Here is a 16,679-nt window from a genome sequence, read left to right as displayed (position 1 = left end):
GTCGGTCTCAGCTGACCGCACCAGGAAGGATCTTCACCAGCAATGGCCGACGAGAACACTCCCGTGACGCCCGCGGAGGGCGGCGAAGTCGCGATGCGCGTCGAGCCCGTCGGGCTCGAGACGGAGATGCAGCGTTCGTACCTGGACTACGCGATGTCCGTCATCGTGTCCCGTGCGCTGCCCGACGTCCGTGACGGTCTCAAGCCCGTCCACCGCCGTGTGCTGTACGCGATGTACGACGGCGGCTACCGACCCGAGCGCGGCTTCTACAAGTGCGCCCGCGTCGTCGGCGACGTCATGGGCAACTACCACCCGCACGGTGACTCATCGATCTACGACGCGCTGGTGCGCCTGGCGCAGCCGTGGTCGATGCGGATGCCGCTGGTGGACTCCAACGGAAACTTCGGCTCCCCGGGCAACGACCCGGCGGCGGCGATGCGCTACACCGAGTGCAAGATGGCGCCGCTGTCGATGGAGATGGTCCGTGACATCGACGAGGACACCGTCGACTTCACGGACAACTACGACGGCCGCTCCCAGGAGCCGACCGTCCTGCCGTCCCGTTTCCCGAACCTGCTGATCAACGGTTCGGCCGGTATCGCGGTCGGCATGGCGACGAACATCCCGCCGCACAACCTGCGCGAGGTCGCGGCCGGCGCCCAGTGGTACCTGGAGAACCCGGAGGCGTCCCACGAGGAGCTGCTGGACGCCCTGATCGAGCGGATCAAGGGCCCGGACTTCCCGACCGGCGCGCTGGTGGTGGGCCGCAAGGGCATCGAGGAGGCGTACCGCACCGGCCGCGGCTCGATCACCATGCGCGCGGTGGTCGAGGTGGAGGAGATCCAGAACCGCCAGTGCCTGGTGGTCACCGAGCTGCCGTACCAGGTGAACCCCGACAACCTGGCGCAGAAGATCGCCGACCTGGTGAAGGACGGCAAGATCGGCGGCATCGCGGACGTCCGGGACGAGACGAGCTCCCGTACCGGCCAGCGTCTGGTGATCGTGCTGAAGCGGGACGCGGTCGCCAAGGTCGTCCTGAACAACCTGTACAAGCACACCGACCTGCAGACGAACTTCGGCGCCAACATGCTGGCGCTGGTCGACGGGGTGCCGCGCACGCTGTCGCTGGACGCGTTCATCCGGCACTGGGTGACGCACCAGATCGAGGTCGTCGTCCGCCGGACGCGTTTCCGGCTGCGCAAGGCCGAGGAGCGGGCGCACATCCTGCGCGGTCTGCTGAAGGCGCTGGACGCCATCGACGAGGTCATCGCGCTGATCCGGCGCAGTGAGACCGTCGAGATCGCGCGCGGCGGCCTGATGGAGCTGCTGGAGATCGACGAGATCCAGGCGAACGCGATCCTCGAGATGCAGCTGCGCCGACTGGCCGCCCTGGAGCGCCAGAAGATCGTCCAGGAGCACGACGAACTCCAGGCGAAGATCAACGAGTACAACCAGATCCTCGCCTCGCCGGTCCGCCAGCGCGGCATCGTCAGCGAGGAGTTGGCCGCGATCGTCGAGAAGTACGGCGACGACCGCAAGACCATGCTGGTGCCCTACGACGGCGACATGTCCATCGAGGACCTCATCGCCGAAGAGGACATCGTGGTCACCGTCTCGCGCAGCGGGTACGTCAAGCGCACGAAGACGGACGACTACCGGGCGCAGAAGCGCGGCGGCAAGGGCGTGCGCGGCACGAAGCTGAAGGAAGACGACATCGTCGACCACTTCTTCGTCTCCACCACGCACCACTGGCTGCTGTTCTTCACCGACAAGGGCCGGGTCTACCGGGCGAAGGCGTACGAACTCCCGGACGCCGGCCGGGACGCGCGCGGGCAGCACGTGGCGAACCTGCTCGCCTTCCAGCCGGACGAGACGATCGCGGAGATCCTCGCGATCCGCGACTACGAGGCGGCGCCGTACCTGGTGCTGGCCACGAAGGCGGGTCTGGTGAAGAAGACGCCGCTGAAGGATTACGATTCGCCTCGTTCCGGCGGTGTGATCGCGATCAACCTGCGGGAGCGGGAGGACGGTTCCGACGACCAGCTGATCGGAGCCGAACTCGTGTCGGCCGACGACGATCTGCTGCTGATCAGCAAGAAGGCACAGTCGATCAGGTTCACCGCCTCGGATGACACACTGCGTCCCATGGGCCGTGCCACCTCGGGTGTCAAGGGCATGAGTTTCCGCGAGGGGGACGAGCTCCTCTCGATGAATGTTGTTCGACCCGGTACGTTCGTGTTCACTGCCACAGACGGTGGGTACGCGAAGCGGACCGCCGTCGACGAGTACCGCGTCCAGGGTCGCGGTGGCCTGGGTATCAAGGCTGCCAAGATCGTCGAGGACCGCGGCTCGCTCGTCGGCGCGCTGGTGGTCGAGGAGAGCGACGAGATCCTCGCCATCACGCTGGGTGGGGGTGTGATTCGTACGCGAGTCAGCGAGGTCAGGGAGACGGGCCGTGACACCATGGGCGTCCAACTGATCAACCTGGGCAAGCGCGATGCCGTGGTCGGCATCGCACGTAACGCCGAGGCCGGGCGCGAGGCGGAGGAGGTCGACGGTGACATCGCCGTGGACGAGACCGCCGAGGACGCCGCTGCCGCCGGCACGGACGAGGGTGAGTCGCCCTCGGCCGAGTAGGACGAGGAGAGAGTCATCGTGAGCGGAGCCACGGGCGCCGGATCGACCGGTACCTCCACTGGTACAGGAGCCGACGGCGGCGGCCGTGGCTCCGCCGCGCGTGCGACCGATCCGCACACGACCCAGCTGCGCAGGATCGACAGCGGTGCGACCGTGTCGTCTCCGCCGGACGCGCAGGGAACTCAGGGAACCCAGGGGGGAACTGTGCCGGAGACCCGCGGCCCGCGGCCTCAGCAGTACGCGGGCGGGGCCGCTCAGGGCGGTCGGCAAGCGCAGCAGCCGGCCTCCGCGCTGCCCGGTGAGCGGCAGCCGGAGCAGCCTGCCGGGCCGTATCACCCGCCGCAGGCCTACCCGGCACCGGAGGCGGCCTCGGCCGCGGCCGGTGCTGCCGGTTCGGTGCGCCGGCCGCGTACCGGGGCGCGCACGACGCCGCGCGTACGCAAGGCGCGGCTGCGGGTGGCCAAGGCGGATCCGTGGTCGGTCATGAAGGTCAGCTTCCTGCTGTCCATCGCGCTGGGCATCTGCACCATCGTGGCGTCCGCGGTGCTGTGGATGGTCCTGGACGCCATGAGCGTCTTCGAGACGGTCGGCGGCACGGTCTCCGAGGCGACCGGCTCCAACGGCTCCAGCGGCTCCAACGGCTTCGACCTGCAGTCGTTCCTGTCGCTGCCGCACGTCCTGATGTTCACGTCGATCATCGCCGTCATCGACGTCGTCCTCGCGACGGCCCTGGCGACACTGGGGGCGTTCATCTACAACCTCTCGGCGGGCTTCGTCGGGGGCGTCGAGCTGACGCTGGCGGAGGACGAGTAGCGGGCCTGCGGATATCGATTTTGGGACTGCGCACGTCGTGCGCTAATCTTCAGGAGTCAGCGCGCGGGACACACACCGCAGAGCGCGGCGGGGCTATAGCTCAGTTGGTTAGAGCGCATCCCTGATAAGGATGAGGCCACAGGTTCAAATCCTGTTAGCCCCACAGCTGAAGATCCGACAGACGGGCGTTTCCCTACGGGGGGCGCCCGTTCTTCGTTGTCCGGGACGGGCCCGGACGGGCGTGGGGGGCCTGGCGGCCTGGAGGGTCAGCGCAGGGCGCCGGGGGCGGAAGCGGGCGCCTGCCCGGCGGCTGCCGCGGCCGTCTCCACATCCCCGCCGGAGTGCACGCCGGTGTCGGTACCGGCTTCCGTTCCGGTGTCCGGAGTGATGTCCGTGCAGGCGTCCGTGAGCGGACGGTGGCGGCAGCTGGGGGACGAGCCGTGGGCCTCGGCGTGGATGCGCTGCTTCATCGTGGGTGGCAGGGCCCTGGCCAAGGGCCGTCCCCAGCCGGTCGGGACCGCCACGGCCGGCGCAGGCGCGGGCACCGGGGCGGTCCTGTTGCGGCCCGCCTCGGACTGCGGTACGGCCGCGGCGGCGTTCGTGGTGACGAGTCCGAGCGCCGTGCACAGCGCGAGGAAGGCGGTGACGATGGCGGTCCACAGCGTCATGACCTTGTTCCGGGCCATGTCCCCTCACTTTCGGGTTGGGCGATTTGCGTACTTTCCTCATGATGTGTATGAGGGTCGCGAAGTGGCGGACCGACGCCCGTGGTGCGCCGATCTTCGGATGAACACCACCCGGATGGTCGCAAGGCGGAGCAAAAGCGGACAATAAGGGTCGAAGTGACCGTCCGTGCGGGTGTGATCACCCTCTGATCGGAGCGCTGTCGCTCCGCTCGTACTGCGTTGAGCGGACCGGAAGTTGGGGGCCCACGCAGGTCACCGATCGGTCTCGGCCGGTGTGTATAGTCGGGCGCCAGAGGTCCCCTACGTCAAGGAAAGACGAGGTCGCGCGGTGAAGAAGCTTCTCCTGGTCGCACTGGCCGCCATCGGCGGGCTCCTCGTGTACCGCCAGATCCAGGCGGATCGCGCCGAGCAGGATCTGTGGACGGAGGCGACTGACTCCGTGCCCACGGGTTCGTGAGTACCGACATCCCAGTCTGAATGCAGACCCCGGCCGCGACGCGGTCGGGGTTTTGTGTCGCACGGGCGTTTCGGACGGGGTACGGAATGCGCGGGTGACGCGCCGCCTCGCGGGGCAGGATGGGCCACGGTTTTCGTGGTCCGGCGACGGCGAGGGGTGGCGCGTGATGGGGCGGCGTACGGCGTGGTGGCGCGCGAGGGCACGGCGCGGTCGTCCGTCGGCGCGCGCGTGCGGGGCGGCCGCGGGCGCGGTACTGTGCGCGGCGGCACTGCCCGGCCCGGCCGCGGCGGCCGCCACTCCCGGCGCCGCAGCCGCCTCCCACGGTTCCGGAACTGCCTCCTACAGCTCCGCCGCCGCCTCCCCCTCCGTCGCCTACGCCTTCGCCGAGGACGCGCGGACCGTGACCGGGGCGCCCGGCACCACGGACGCCCCGCTGATCGAACCCGGCCGGACGTACCGCAGCTCGCTGCCCAGGGGCGCCAAGGCGTACTACCGCATGGAACTCGACGTCGTGTCGAACGCGTACGTCTCCGCCACCGCCGTCCCCCGGCCGGGCAGCGTGCTGTCCACCTCCGACGGCATCCGGGTGTCGGTGCAGAGCGCCGACGGCCGCTCCTGCTCGCGGGAGAGCGTGAGCTTCGGCGCCGCGCACAGCCCGCACCCGATCACCGCCTGGGGCGCGCGGACGACGTCGCCCGCCGACCCCGTGTGCCGGGGCGCCGGCCCGTACTACGTCGTCGTCGAGCGTGTCGACGCGGCGGACTCCTCGCCCGGCGCCTGGGACCTCGAACTCGCCGCCGCGACCGAGCCGGGCCTGACCCGGACCGGCGCCACCAGCGCTCCCGATCCATGGGACTCCGCCTCGCCCGCACCGCTCACCGGCCGGGAGCAGCGGCGCCAGGGCGGCGCGGGCTTCAGCCGGGCGGTCCCGGTCCGGCAGGGCGTGTGGCGCGCGGCCGTCAGCCCCGGGCAGACGCTGTTCTACAAGGTTCCGGTCGACTGGGGCCAGCAGTTGTCCGCCACCGCCGAACTGGGCAGTTCGGCAGACGGCAGGGGCTTCGCCGTCGGCGCCCTCTCGCTGGCGCTGCACAACCCGGTGCGCGCCCGCGTCGAGGACGCCGGCGTCGGGTACGACGGACGGCAGCGGACGGCCGCCCTCGCTCCCGTGCCGCCGGTCGAGTACGCCAACCGGTACGCCGTGACCGACCGGGTGAACGGGATGCGTTTCGCCGGCTCGTACTACCTGGTGGTGCACCTCGCCGAGTCGGTGGCCGAGGACTTCGGCGACGGGCCCTTCGGGCTGACCCTGCGTGTGCGGGTCGCCGGCGCGGCGCACGACGGTCCCGGGTACGCCGGGCGGGCCGTGCCGCGGGACGCCTTCGGCGTGACGGCGGCGGACCGGCAGGCCGCGGCGGACGGCGGAGCGGCGGGGGACGACACGGCGATGAAGGCCCTCGCCGCGGGGGGCATCGGGGCGGGGACGCTGGTGCTCGTGGTGCTGGGGGTGTGGACGGCTTCGGCCCGGCGCAGGGCCGGGGTGCGCCTGCCGGTGCGGTAGGGCTGCCGCCCCGGGCGGTCGGTGGTGCGCAGGGTGGCCTCACGCGGGTCACAAGTGCGTCAGAGGCGGGGCGGAGGCGGGGACAGGGGCGGGCGGGGTCAGGGGCAGGGGCGGGTCAGAGTCGGGTCAGGGCCCAGAAGCCGATGGCGTAGCAGACCAGCGCCAGCAGCAGGAGCGGGACGGCCACCCGGGCGGGCGGGCCGGGGCGGCGCGCACGGCGGGCGGCGCGGTGGCTCGGGCGCGGGGCTTGCTGGGCCACGGGCGCCGCATGCGGTTCCTGGGCGGTGTAGGCGGCGGTCACGGCGTCGGGGCGCTGCGGTGGCGCGGGGGGCCGGGGAGGGCGCAGCACGTGCGTGGGGTCGTGGGGGGAGGCGGGGGCGGGACCGGGCCACGGGGCCGCCGCCGGATGGGGCTGCGGCGGTGCGGGGAGCGGCCGGTGCGGTGCCTGGGGGGAGGGGGTGATCGTGTCCTGGGGTGGCGGCAGGCGGAAGCTGCCGGTGTCCGACATGGTGGATCCGGTGGATCCGGTGGATCCGGTGGATCCGGTGGATCCGGCAGATGCGGTGGGCCCGGACGCGGTGGGTGCGGACGCGGTGGGTGCGGCAAGCCCGGTCGGTCCGGTCGGTGTGGCGGGTCCGGGGGGCCGGCGGGGGTCGGCGGGCGGCGTCTCGGCCGGGGTGGGGGCGGCCGGTGCCGACGCCGGCTCGCTCGGGTCCGTCGCGGGCGCGGGGGCCGCCGTCCCGGACGCGGTGCTGTCGGTGGCCGTCGCGCCGGACGCGGTGCTGTCGGTGGCCGTCACGCCGGACGCGGGTTTCAGGGGGCCGTCGGCGGCGAAGCCCGTCGGGAGCGGGCCGAGTTGGTCGAATATCTCGATCAGTTCGTCGTCCGGACCGGGTTCCGGCAGGAGTTCGGCGGCGGAGGCCAGGGCCTTGCGTGCCCCCGTGGCGGTGCGGAAGCGGGCCTGCGGGTCCGGTTGCAGCAGGGTGGCGATGACCTGCCACAGCGGTTCGGGGATGCCCTTGGGCGCACCCGGCGTCCCGTGCTCGGCGAAGTACTGCACGAGCGCCTTGGCGTCCGGCTTGGCGCCCTCCAGGAGATAGAGGGCGACCAGGCCCACGGCGAACAGGTCGGCGGGGAAGTCCGGTTCGGCGCCCATCATCTGTTCGGGCGCCAGATAACCGGGCGTGCCCACCACGAGGTTGGTCTCCGTCAGGCGGGGCTCGCCCAGCCGCATCGCGATGCCGAAGTCGGACAGCCGCAGGCGTGGACGGCCGGTGCCGGTGGCCTCCAGCAGCACGTTGGCGGGCTTGATGTCGCGGTGCACCACGCCTTCGGCGTGCACCGCGGCCAGCCCGGACAGGAGCTGGTCGATCAGGGTGCAGACGAAGACGGGCGGCAGCGGGCCGTAGTCCCCGACCAGATGGACCAGCGAACCGCCGGCCACGAGGTCCATGGTGAACAGGACCTTGTCGTCGTCGGCGGCCCAGCTCGCCGGGGCCAGCACGTGCGGATGGTCGATGCGCAGGGCCTGCTCGCGCACGAACCGCAGCAGGGAGTGGGCGTCGCGCTGTTGCAGCACCTTGGCGGCCACGTAGCGGCGGCGGCGGTGGTCCCAGGCGCGCCAGACGGCGCCGACCCCTCCGCGTCCGATCGGGTCGACCAGTTCGTACCGGCCGGCGAAGACCTCACCCATGGCGGTGCGTCGCTCCTCCCCCTGCGGTCATCCCCCTTCACCCCCCTCACTCCCCCGTGGCGGGTGAGACGACTCCCCTTCGTCTCCCCCTCGTTGCGATCTCCCCCTGGTGCGCGACCGTCGGCCCGGCTGCCGAACCCCCTTCGGTGACCGGGCCGCGGGGTCAGTTCTGGTGGGACTGGTAGTGCGCGACGGCGTCGGAGGTGCGCCCGGCGCCGTACACCCGCAGGAACTCGGCGAGTTCGGGGTGGGCCGGGGCGAGGCTGTCCGCGGCGTCGATTATGTCGCCGGCGGCGGCCACCGAGCGCAGCAGGGACTGGATCTCGCGGACCACCCGCTTGACCGTCGGCGCTCCCGAACCGGTCGTCGTGGTCGTGGTGTTGCTGAGCACCGAGCCCCCCTGGGACTTCTTGATCTCTTCCATGCGCTCGGTGGCCTCGGCCGCGCTGACGCTGCCGTCGGCGACCTGCCCCGCCAGGTCCTGCAGCAGCTGCACCCGCTGCACGACCGCCGGGTTGCCGATCTTCGCGCGCTGGCCGCTCATCAGCTGTGACAGCATCGGAGCGGACAGTCCCAGCACCCCCGCGAGACGAGCCTGGTTGAGGCCAAGATCGTCGATGAGCTTACGGAAGAGCGCCCCCAGCGGCTCCCCGTACCAGTTCCGCTGCAGTTCCCGCGCTCTCGCGGTCGCTTCCTGCTGTGCGGCGTCCATTGCGTCTCCCCATCGCTTCCCCAAGTACGGTGGTTCGCTGTAGCGAACCACGCCGAGCATCTTACGGAGAGTGGTCGCCCGCTGGGGACCCCCAATCTTTTTGCGGGATCCCGGGGGTGACCCGGTACTCTGGTCTCCGGCGCCTGCCGGTGGGAGGTTCTTCCGGACGGTCGCCTGTTGTCGCGGGGCCTTAGCTCAGTTGGTAGAGCGCTGTCTTTGCATGGCAGATGTCAGGGGTTCGACTCCCCTAGGCTCCACACAGAAACCCCTCCACCTGCGTGAATGCGGGTGGAGGGGTTTTTCGCGTGCTCTTCGTGTGCCCTGTCAGGGGTGGTGGACGGCGGCCGACACGACGTGGTCGGCGACGACCGCCGACGTGACGGTCAGCGCGGCCGGCAGGCCGTGGGCCGGGCGCAGGCGGTGCGGGGCGGCGGCGCCCGGGATCCAGGCCAGGGCCACCGCGCGGAAGGAGAGGCGGGGCTGCAGCGCGGGCGGGGCCGCCTTGTACGCGGCCTCCTTGGCGGAGAACAGCGTCAGCACCGCCCGCTGCGGGGGCGCCGGGGAGCGGGTGATGACGGTCAGCTCGGCGGGGCGGGCGATGAGGTGGCGGGCCCGGTGCAGGGCGGCGGCGGAGGCGAGCGGCTCGATGTCGATGCCGATGCGCGGGCCCGGTTCGGGCGCGGCCGTCACCACGCACACCGCCGTGGTCCCGCTGTGGCTCAGGGAGCCGTGCACCCCCGGTGGCCAGTCCGGCGCCCCGGTCGCCGTACGGGCCGGCCAGTGGCCCCGCCCGGTCGCCGCCGCCAGCGCGCGGTGCGCGGCGAGACGCCCCGCCGCGAACTCCGCGCGGCGGCGCGCGCCCGCGCCGGACAGCCGCAGACCGGCGGGGAGTTCGTCGTGGTCGTACTCGCCGACCCGCGCGATGCCGACGCTCACCGGCAGCGGCGCGAACAGCGCGGCCACCGATCCGGGCGCGTACGGCGCCGTCGCGAGGATGCCCGCCGCGTCCGCCGTCCGCGCCTTCATGCGCTCGCGCCCCGCGGCGTCGTGCGCCACGGCGTCGCGCCTCGTGTCGTCGTGCCTCGTGTCGGCGCGTCCCGCGCCGTAGCGGGCGTCGGGTGCCTCATCGTGCGGCGGTCTTCGCGGTCTCGGCGAGGTGGTCCTCGAAGGTGCCCCGGCCGACCGCGTGGGAGGCGGTCAGGTGGCCGCCCTCGCGGAACGCGCGGAACGTCCTGCCGGGCAGGCGCAGGCCGACGACCTTGCGGCTGCGGCCCTGGGCGCGGAGATAGACCCGGGCCAGCTCGGTCGCCTCGCGCACCTGCGGGCCACCCATGTCCGTCACCCGCCCCGAGGGCCCGCCGAGGGCCAGCGCGGCCAGCCGGTCGGCGACCTCGGCGGCGGAGATGGTCTGGTAGGAGAAGGCCGGGGCGAGCATCAGGGGGAGCTTGGAGGTGCCGTCGAAGATGGCGCGGACGAAGTCGTGGAACTGGGTCGCGCGCAGGATCGTGTACGGGAGCCGGCTGTTCTCGACGAGCCGCTCGCACTCCTGCTTGCCCTTGAAGTAGCTGAACGGCACCCGGTCGCAGCCGACGATGGAGATGTACACCAGGTGCCGGGTGCCGGCCTCCCGGGCCGCCGCGAGCAGCCTGCCGGTGGCGGCGACGTCCTTCTTGCCGTTGCTGGACGTCGCGCAGTGCACGATCGTGCCGGCGCCGCGGACCGCCTCGGCGACGCCCTCGCCGGACAGCAGGTCGCCGACCGCCCACCCGCGGCCGGCCGGCGCCGGGTCCGGGGGCGGCGTGTGGCGGCTGAGCACGCGCACCGTGCGTCCGGCCGTCAGCAGCCGGTCGACCACGAGGCGTCCGAGCGTGCCGGTGCCTCCGGTCACGAGAATGGTTCCGTCCACGACATTCCCCTTCGCCGATACCTGCCGATATCTGCCGATGCCTGTCCACGTCTGTCCGCGCCGGTGGCCGTCCCGGTGCCGGTGGCGTGGTCGCAGGGCGCGGCCACTCCGGGAGCATGCCCGCGCGGGCCAGGGCGGGCCAGGGCGGAAAAGGAATGTGTCAGGTCGGGCCGCCGGTTCCGGCCGGGCGTCCGGATTACCCGGAGACGGCATTTCCGGGAAGCGGTGAATAGGCGGGCGGCGGGACCTGACATATTTCCCGCCGAGGACCTGACGAACTCCCTTGCCCGCAGCCGCTCCACCGGGTCGCGTGGCGCACCATCTCTTCTGCCGGCTGCCGACCGAGGGCGGCTGCGGACGCGGGAGATTGATTGCCATCATGTCGCGCATCGAATTAATCCCCACCAAAGTCGGGGACCTTTTCGTTGAAGTACTCGGAAGCGGGCCGCCGGTATTGCTGTGGCACAGCATGCTGGTGGACCGCACGCAGTGGAAGCGCATGGCCGACTCGCTGGCCGGGGAGCGGACCCTGGTCCTCGTCGACGGTCCCGGACACGGCCGCAGCGGCGCCCCGCCGGCCGGCTACACGCTCGAGGACTGTGCCGACGCGGCCGACGAGGTGCTCACCGCCCTCGGCGTCGACGCCGTCGACTGGCTGGGCAGCGCCTGGGGCGGCCACGTCGGCCTGGTGTTCGCCGCCCGGCACCCGCGGCGCTGCCTGAGCGTGGTCACCGTCGCCACGCCCGTCGCCCCGCTGGAGACCGCCGAGCGCGTCCAGACCCGCGTCCTGGCCGGCGTGTACGGCGCGCTGGGGCCGATCCGGCCGCTCGCGGACGGCGTCGCCGACGCGCTGCTGACCAGGCGGTCCAAGCGCACCGACCCGGAGGGCCGGCGGATCGTGCGGGACGCCTTCGTGCGGGCCGGCCGCGTCGGCATGCACCGTTCGATGCACGCGATGATGCTGCGCCGGCCCGACATCGGCGGCCTGCTGGCCACCCTGGCCGCGCCGGTGCTGGTCATCGCCGGCAGCGACGACCGGATGTGGCCGCCCGAGGTGGCCGAGCGGTCCGCGGCCACCGTCCCGCGGGGCTGCTGCGCCGTCGTCGACGGTGCGCACCGGCTGCCCGCGCTGGAGCGGCCGGAGGCGGTTCTCACCCACGTGCGCGCGTTCTGGGCGCGTATCGGCAGCGTCCCCTCCGCGAATTGAGCGGCGCGCGGAACGGCCACGCGGAACAGTCGCGCGGAACGGCCGCGCGGAACGGCCGCGCGGAACGGCCACGCGGAAAAAGAAGTCCCGGTGGATCCCGGCACTCCGACAGCAGGGAGAAATGAAATGCCCAACCCCGAGTTCGGTGTTCTCGACGTCCGGTACAAGAACCACGAGGCCATCGCCCTTCCGGACGGCGGCGAGCTGTACTACGAGGAAAGCGGAATCGGCGGCGACGGAACTCCGCTGACCTTCGTCAACAACTTCTACATCGTCAGCCCGATCTGGGGAAACTTCACCCAGGAGCTCGCCAAGGAATTCCGCCTGCTCAACTACGACCTGCGCAACCAGGGTGCCTCCACGCCCGGCCCGGCGCCGGCCACCTTCGACGACCACGTCGAGGACCTGCGCCGCCTGCTGGACCACCGGGGCATCGAGCAGACGTACCTGGTCGCCACGTCGATCTCCACGCTGATCGCGCGCGAGTTCACCTACAAGTACCCGGAGCGGGTGGCCGGGCTGGTGCTGATCGGACCGGCGTTCTCCCCCAACGGCAGCCTGCGCCGGATCCTGCTCAGCAAGCACTGGCTGGCGACGCTGGAGAGCGGCGGCACCACCGGCCTGTTCAACCTGCTCTACCCGCTGGTCTTCCCCGACCAGCTGGTGCACGCCGGCGGCACCGCGGCCTACCTGGCGCTGCGCGACAACTTCCTCGCGCTGCTGTCCAAGAGCTCCATCGCGGAGAACCTCAAGGCCTCCCTGGAGGTCGAGGACGACCCGGACAAGCTCGCGACCCTCACCCGGCCCACGCTGATCATCAACGGCGACGGCGACTTCGCCTGGAGCCGCTCCGTCATCGAGGACGCCCTGGCGCGCATCCCGGACAGCCGCGAGGTCACCCTGCCCCGCGCCGGTCACGTGCCGTTCTTCGACGACCCGGCCGGCTTCCAGAAGGCCACCGCGGAGTTCGTCCGCGACTGCGAGGCCGCGCGGGCCGCCGAACGGCGGGGCGCCGCGGCCGCCGCGTGATCCGTCCCCGTCCTTGAAGGGAACCCCATGACCACACGCCTGCTCACCGGAGCCACCGGGTTCGTCGGCGGAGCCGTCGTCCTGGAGCTGCTGGACCGCACCGACGACCACATCCACGCCCTGGTCCGGGGCGAGGACGCCGCCGACGCCCAGCGGCGCCTGCACGAGGCCCTGGTCTCCATGGCCCGCGGCTACGGCCGGGCCGACCTGGAGGACGCGATCGCCCGCCGGACGACGGCGGTACGCGGCGACATCTCCCTGCCCGGCTGCGGCGTCGACCCGGCCGTGCTGCCCCGGGTCGACGAGCTGTGGCACTCCGCCGCCTCGCTGCGCTACGAGGAGGAGTACCGCGCCGAGATCGAGCGGCTCAACGTCGGCGGCACCCGCAACGTGCTGGATCTGGCGCGGACTTCGGGCGCCCGCACCGTCAACTACGTCTCCACCGCGTACGTGGCCGGCGCGCGCCGCGGCGCCGTGCCGGAGGGCCCGGTGACGGACGCGTCCGTCGCCAACAACTGCTACGAGGAGACGAAGATCCGTGCCGAGGCGCTGGTGCGGGAGGCGGCGGGCGACTTCGACCGGATCCGCGTCCTGCGGCCCACCGTCGTCATCGGCCACAGTCTGACCCGGCACGGCCTCAACTGGTCGGGGATGTACGGCTTCGCGCGCCAGGTGATGGTGTTCGAGAAGCTGGCCCGCCGCAAGGTCGGCACGCTCCTGGACCACGCACGCATGCGGCTGATCGCCGAGCCGGACTGCCCCGTCAACCTGGTCCCGGTCGACATCGTGGCCCGCAACGCGGTGAGCATCGCCCTGTCGGACTCGCCGGAGACGTACTTCCACCTCGGCAACTCCGCCACCGCGCCGGCCGGTCAGGTGCTCGCCACCATCATGCGGCTGGTCGGGCTGCGCGAGCCGGAGTGGGTCACCGACCCGGACACCTTCACGGCCCTGGACGAACAGCTCGACAAGGGCATGGCGTTCTACGGCTCGTACGTCAAGAACGCCAAGAAGTTCGGCCTCTCCCACACGGAGGACGTCTGCGGCGCCGGCTCCTGCCACGCCCCGCTCGACCCGGAGGAGATCCAGGAGTACGTCCTCTACTACCTCCGCCGGCAGCCGACGTACGTCGAGAAGTCGGGCCCCACGCGCACCCTGCACCCGGTGGTGGCCTGACCGGGCCAGCACCGTCCCACCCCGGCGACTTCGGAGGAATCATGCACGACAACGACGCGGTGACCGCTGCCCTGGGCGAGGTCTGGACGCGGGTCACGGGTGAGCCGGCGCCGGCCGGCCCGGCGGCCCGCGCCGGCTCCCTGTGGAACCTCGGACTGACGTCGGCCGGCTTCATCCAGCTGCTGGCCGCCGTGGAGGACGAGTTCGGCTTCGAGTGGGACCTCGACGACGACATCTCGTCCTTCGACGTCCTGGCCGTCCACGTCGCCGCGAAGGCGCGGCGGCTGCCCGCCGTGCCGGGGGGCCGGTGATGGCCCGCCGCACGCCGGGCCACCTGGCGCTGCCCACGGCCCCGGCGCTCGCCGCCCGGCGGCACGGCCGCGTCCCGCTCCGGCTGGACCGGCCGCTGGACCTGTTCCCGGACACGGGTACCGAACTGGACTACGTCACCTTCGCCGACCTGGTGGACCGCGCGGCCCGGCTGCTGGCCGCCGCGGGCGTCTCCCCGGGCGGCCGGGTGATGGTGGTCAAGCGGCCCGGGTTCGACGTGCCGCTGCTGGCGTTCGCCTGCGCCCGGCTGGGCGCCGTACCGGTCCTGATCCACCCCACCGTGGGCCGGCACGAGCTGCCGGTGCTGGTGGAGCGGGCGCGGCCGGGGGTGATCGTCACCGACGCGTACGCCGACGGGCTCGGCGTCCTCGGCGAGCTGCCGGCCGGCGGCCCGCGGCGCTGGTACGTCGGCTCCGGCGGCCGGTCGCTGACCGCGCTGGTGCCCGTGGAACTGCCCGAGGTGTCGGCGCCCGCGCCGGACACCGAGCAGCTGGTCACCCACACCTCGGGGACGACGGGCGTGCCGAAGCTGGTGCGGCAGACCGCGCGGACCTTCGCCGGGCAGGCCCGCCCGCAGACGGTCATCGGCCGGCTGCTGCGGGTGAGGGACCCCTACCTGGTGTGCATCTCGCCGGTGCACGTGCGGACCATGGCCGCGATCGTCTCGACGCTCGCGCTGGGGCTGCCGTTCGGCTTCATGACCGAACCGGACCCGCGGAACGCGGCCCGGATGCTGGAGCGGGTGCGGCCGGGGATCGTCGAGACGGTGCCCAACGCGTTCATCCGCTGGGAGGAGCTCGCCGACGAGCGGCCCGAACTGCTGGCGCCGGTGCGGATGTTCCTCAGCACCTTCGACGCGGCGCACCCGCGGACCATCCGGACGCTGCTCGGGGCGGGGCACCGGCACGCCCGGTACGTCCAGGTGTACGGGCAGTCGGAGACCGGGCCGGTGGCGATGAAGTTCTACCGGCGCGGGCGCCGGGGGCGGTGCGCCGACGGCCGGTGCGTGGGGCGTCCGCTGCCCGGCCAGTCCCGGGTGCGCATCGCCGGCGTCGGCGGCGCCGGCGCGGTGGGCCGGGGGACGGCGGGCGCCATCCTGGCGCGGACCTCCGCGGTCACCCCGTCCTACCTCGGCACCCCGGACGAGCGGACCGACGGCTGGTGGGCGATGGGCGACTTCGGGGTCGTCACGGACCGGGGGTGCCTGCACCTGTACGACCGGATCGTCGACCGCGAGCCCGGCGTGGACAGCCTGCTGGCGCTGGAGGACACGATCCTGGAGCGCGTCCCGGAGCTGACCGAGGCCGTGCTCGTCCCCGTCCGGGGCGGCCCGCCGGTGCCGGTGGTGTGCACCCGCGGCGACCGACCGCTGGACGCGCGGGCCTGGCGCGCGGCGGTCGCCGGGCTGCCGCCGGTCGCCGAGCCGGTCCGGCTGGCCTGGGACGACATCCCGCACACCGCGACCTGGAAGGTCAAACGGGCGGAGGCGGCACGAGTGCTGGAAGGAGTGAGGGCGCATGACGTCGCACACCTCGGCCGCGGCTGACACCTGGCTCGGCGCCCTGGACCGGCTGCGCCGCGTCCCCGGGCCGTACTTCCGGGCGACCCTGGACGTCACCGAGGCCGCGAAGCAGCTCGGCGCGAGCGTCGAGACCGTGTACGCGCTGATCGGCGCGGGGCTGCCCGCCGAGGAAGGGCGCGGCGGGCCCCGGCTCGACTACCACGACGTCGCCAACCTCGGCCTCGCCGCCGGACTCGGCAGGTCCCTGGGCGAGCTGGCGGAGGGCCGGATGCTGCGGATGGCGGCCGGGGAGCCGGAGGGGTGGGTCAAGGAGCGCACCTGGCGGCTGCGGCTCACCGCGCCCTGCGACGCCGACGGCTGCCCGGGCGAACGGCCCACGACACCCCGACCGGAACTGCTGGACGGCACCCTGCTCGACTTCGCCGACGCCGGCGACCACATCGTCGCCACCGTGGTCACCCGGGGCCTGCCCGACGCGCCCCGCACGGCCGCCGTGCGCGCGGTGTACGACGATCTGCTCGCCGAACTCGACGACGGCACGTACCAGTTCGGCTGGCTGCCGCACCGCCTGCGGGCACTGCCGGCGACGGCGGCCGCGCACGGCATGGTCGACTGCCGGGTCGCCGCGTGGATCATGGAGCGGCGCGCCCGCGAGGCCGGCCTGGCCGCCCGGGTCCGGGTCGGCTTCGTGCTCGGCCTGGTGGGCGTCGAGCACGCCTGGACCGAGGTGCTGGAGGGCGACCGCTGGCTGCCGCTCGACCCGGTCCTCGCCTTCCTGGCCCGCCGGCACCGTACGAGCAACCCGGCGTTCACCGACTTCTGCCGGGGCTCCGTCCACAACCGGCTGCTCGCCTGGCCGGCCGCGGCCGACCGGCCGCTCGTCGCGCACGACTGCGCCCTCGGCGGCCGCGTGACGCTCGCCTGCAACCAACTCATGGGCCGCTAGGGCCTGT

At 72.8% G+C, this 16,679-nt stretch carries 15 protein-coding genes and 2 tRNA genes; 12 read left to right on the top strand and 5 right to left on the bottom strand.

The features are described 5' to 3' along the window. Window positions 1–42 precede the first annotated feature (42 nt). The 3 genes from gyrA to VKA29_RS35065 all read left to right on the top strand — a co-directional run bounded on the left by gyrA (window position 43) and on the right by VKA29_RS35065 (window position 3,613). Entirely contained in the window at window positions 43–2,637 is a 2,595-nt protein-coding gene (gyrA, locus tag VKA29_RS35075) for a DNA gyrase subunit A (protein ID WP_324790089.1), read from the top strand. A gap of 18 nt (window positions 2,638–2,655) precedes the next feature. After that, the gene (locus VKA29_RS35070) at window positions 2,656–3,450 is read left to right on the top strand and encodes a DUF3566 domain-containing protein (RefSeq protein ID WP_324790088.1); all 795 of its coding nucleotides are present in this window, start codon (window positions 2,656–2,658) and stop codon (window positions 3,448–3,450) included. Window positions 3,451–3,539: 89 nt separating this feature from the next. Then, window positions 3,540–3,613, top strand: a tRNA-Ile gene (locus tag VKA29_RS35065). 103 nt (window positions 3,614–3,716) lie between these two features. Here the strand turns inward: VKA29_RS35065 and VKA29_RS35060 are convergent. Beyond that, window positions 3,717–4,136: a DUF6344 domain-containing protein gene (locus VKA29_RS35060; RefSeq protein WP_324790087.1), complete on the bottom strand. Its 420-nt coding sequence runs from the start codon at window positions 4,134–4,136 to the stop codon at window positions 3,717–3,719. A 328-nt stretch (window positions 4,137–4,464) separates the two neighbouring features. Here VKA29_RS35060 and VKA29_RS35055 point away from each other — a divergent pair, with 328 nt between their 5' ends. Both VKA29_RS35055 and VKA29_RS35050 read left to right on the top strand, forming a co-directional pair. Next, entirely contained in the window at window positions 4,465–4,593 is a 129-nt protein-coding gene (locus VKA29_RS35055; RefSeq protein WP_003999697.1) for a DLW-39 family protein, read from the top strand. Window positions 4,594–4,759: 166 nt separating this feature from the next. Continuing rightward, complete coding sequence (locus VKA29_RS35050; protein WP_324790086.1) at window positions 4,760–6,151, top strand: hypothetical protein; 1,392 nt, start codon at window positions 4,760–4,762, stop codon at window positions 6,149–6,151. 115 nt (window positions 6,152–6,266) lie between these two features. Here VKA29_RS35050 and VKA29_RS35045 read toward each other — a convergent pair whose 3' ends face one another. Both VKA29_RS35045 and VKA29_RS35040 read right to left on the bottom strand, forming a co-directional pair. Next, entirely contained in the window at window positions 6,267–7,844 is a 1,578-nt protein-coding gene (locus VKA29_RS35045; RefSeq protein WP_324790085.1) for a serine/threonine-protein kinase, read from the bottom strand. A gap of 163 nt (window positions 7,845–8,007) precedes the next feature. Beyond that, complete coding sequence (locus VKA29_RS35040; protein ID WP_324790084.1) at window positions 8,008–8,556, bottom strand: DNA-binding protein; 549 nt, start codon at window positions 8,554–8,556, stop codon at window positions 8,008–8,010. A gap of 184 nt (window positions 8,557–8,740) precedes the next feature. Here VKA29_RS35040 and VKA29_RS35035 point away from each other — a divergent pair. Further along, window positions 8,741–8,813, top strand: a tRNA-Ala gene (locus tag VKA29_RS35035). Window positions 8,814–8,880: 67 nt separating this feature from the next. Here VKA29_RS35035 and VKA29_RS35030 read toward each other — a convergent pair. Further along, window positions 8,881–9,612, bottom strand: coding sequence for a 4'-phosphopantetheinyl transferase family protein (locus tag VKA29_RS35030; protein ID WP_324790083.1), 732 nt, complete (start codon window positions 9,610–9,612; stop codon window positions 8,881–8,883). A gap of 67 nt (window positions 9,613–9,679) precedes the next feature. Continuing rightward, on the bottom strand, window positions 9,680–10,462 hold the full coding sequence (locus tag VKA29_RS35025; protein WP_324790082.1) for an SDR family oxidoreductase: 783 nt from the start codon (window positions 10,460–10,462) through the stop codon (window positions 9,680–9,682). A 379-nt stretch (window positions 10,463–10,841) separates the two neighbouring features. On the opposite strand from VKA29_RS35025, the gene VKA29_RS35020 reads away from it, so the two are divergent. The 6 genes from VKA29_RS35020 to VKA29_RS34995 all read left to right on the top strand — a co-directional run bounded on the left by VKA29_RS35020 (window position 10,842) and on the right by VKA29_RS34995 (window position 16,672). Then, window positions 10,842–11,669: an alpha/beta hydrolase gene (locus VKA29_RS35020; protein WP_324790242.1), complete on the top strand. Its 828-nt coding sequence runs from the start codon at window positions 10,842–10,844 to the stop codon at window positions 11,667–11,669. 126 nt (window positions 11,670–11,795) lie between these two features. Beyond that, window positions 11,796–12,698 carry an alpha/beta hydrolase gene (locus VKA29_RS35015; RefSeq protein ID WP_324790081.1) on the top strand — a complete coding sequence of 301 codons (903 nt, stop codon included), beginning with the start codon at window positions 11,796–11,798 and terminating at the stop codon, window positions 12,696–12,698. Between the two features lie 27 nt (window positions 12,699–12,725). Then, complete coding sequence (locus tag VKA29_RS35010) at window positions 12,726–13,874, top strand: SDR family oxidoreductase (protein ID WP_324790080.1); 1,149 nt, start codon at window positions 12,726–12,728, stop codon at window positions 13,872–13,874. Window positions 13,875–13,915: 41 nt separating this feature from the next. After that, window positions 13,916–14,185 (top strand): phosphopantetheine-binding protein, encoded by a 270-nt coding sequence (locus VKA29_RS35005; RefSeq protein ID WP_324790079.1) that lies wholly within the window; start codon window positions 13,916–13,918, stop codon window positions 14,183–14,185. Next, window positions 14,185–15,750 (top strand): class I adenylate-forming enzyme family protein, encoded by a 1,566-nt coding sequence (locus VKA29_RS35000; RefSeq protein ID WP_324790078.1) that lies wholly within the window; start codon window positions 14,185–14,187, stop codon window positions 15,748–15,750. The genes VKA29_RS35005 and VKA29_RS35000 overlap by 1 nt, the downstream gene beginning before the upstream one ends. After that, window positions 15,722–16,672, top strand: coding sequence for a transglutaminase domain-containing protein (locus tag VKA29_RS34995; RefSeq protein ID WP_324790077.1), 951 nt, complete (start codon window positions 15,722–15,724; stop codon window positions 16,670–16,672). The genes VKA29_RS35000 and VKA29_RS34995 overlap by 29 nt, the downstream gene beginning before the upstream one ends. Window positions 16,673–16,679: the final 7 nt, after the last annotated feature.

Source organism: Streptomyces sp. H51 (assembly GCF_035656535.1).
In the GTDB taxonomy this organism is placed as follows: domain Bacteria; phylum Actinomycetota; class Actinomycetes; order Streptomycetales; family Streptomycetaceae; genus Streptomyces.
This window is presented reverse-complemented; position numbering and strand designations above follow the sequence as displayed.

Bases quoted from the DNA above. Each gene is read 5' to 3' on its own strand.
- gyrA (WP_324790089.1), top strand. From the start codon at position 43: ATGGCCGACGAGAACACTCCCGTGACGCCCGCGGAGGGCGGCGAAGTC.
- VKA29_RS35060 (WP_324790087.1), bottom strand. From the start codon at position 4,136: ATGGCCCGGAACAAGGTCATGACGCTGTGGACCGCCATCGTCACCGCC.
- VKA29_RS35050 (WP_324790086.1), top strand. From the start codon at position 4,760: ATGGGGCGGCGTACGGCGTGGTGGCGCGCGAGGGCACGGCGCGGTCGT.
- VKA29_RS35045 (WP_324790085.1), bottom strand. From the start codon at position 7,844: ATGGGTGAGGTCTTCGCCGGCCGGTACGAACTGGTCGACCCGATCGGA.
- VKA29_RS35040 (WP_324790084.1), bottom strand. From the start codon at position 8,556: ATGGACGCCGCACAGCAGGAAGCGACCGCGAGAGCGCGGGAACTGCAG.
- VKA29_RS35020 (WP_324790242.1), top strand. From the start codon at position 10,842: ATGTCGCGCATCGAATTAATCCCCACCAAAGTCGGGGACCTTTTCGTT.
- VKA29_RS35015 (WP_324790081.1), top strand. From the start codon at position 11,796: ATGCCCAACCCCGAGTTCGGTGTTCTCGACGTCCGGTACAAGAACCAC.
- VKA29_RS35010 (WP_324790080.1), top strand. From the start codon at position 12,726: ATGACCACACGCCTGCTCACCGGAGCCACCGGGTTCGTCGGCGGAGCC.
- VKA29_RS35005 (WP_324790079.1), top strand. From the start codon at position 13,916: ATGCACGACAACGACGCGGTGACCGCTGCCCTGGGCGAGGTCTGGACG.
- VKA29_RS35000 (WP_324790078.1), top strand. From the start codon at position 14,185: ATGGCCCGCCGCACGCCGGGCCACCTGGCGCTGCCCACGGCCCCGGCG.
- VKA29_RS34995 (WP_324790077.1), top strand. From the start codon at position 15,722: ATGACGTCGCACACCTCGGCCGCGGCTGACACCTGGCTCGGCGCCCTG.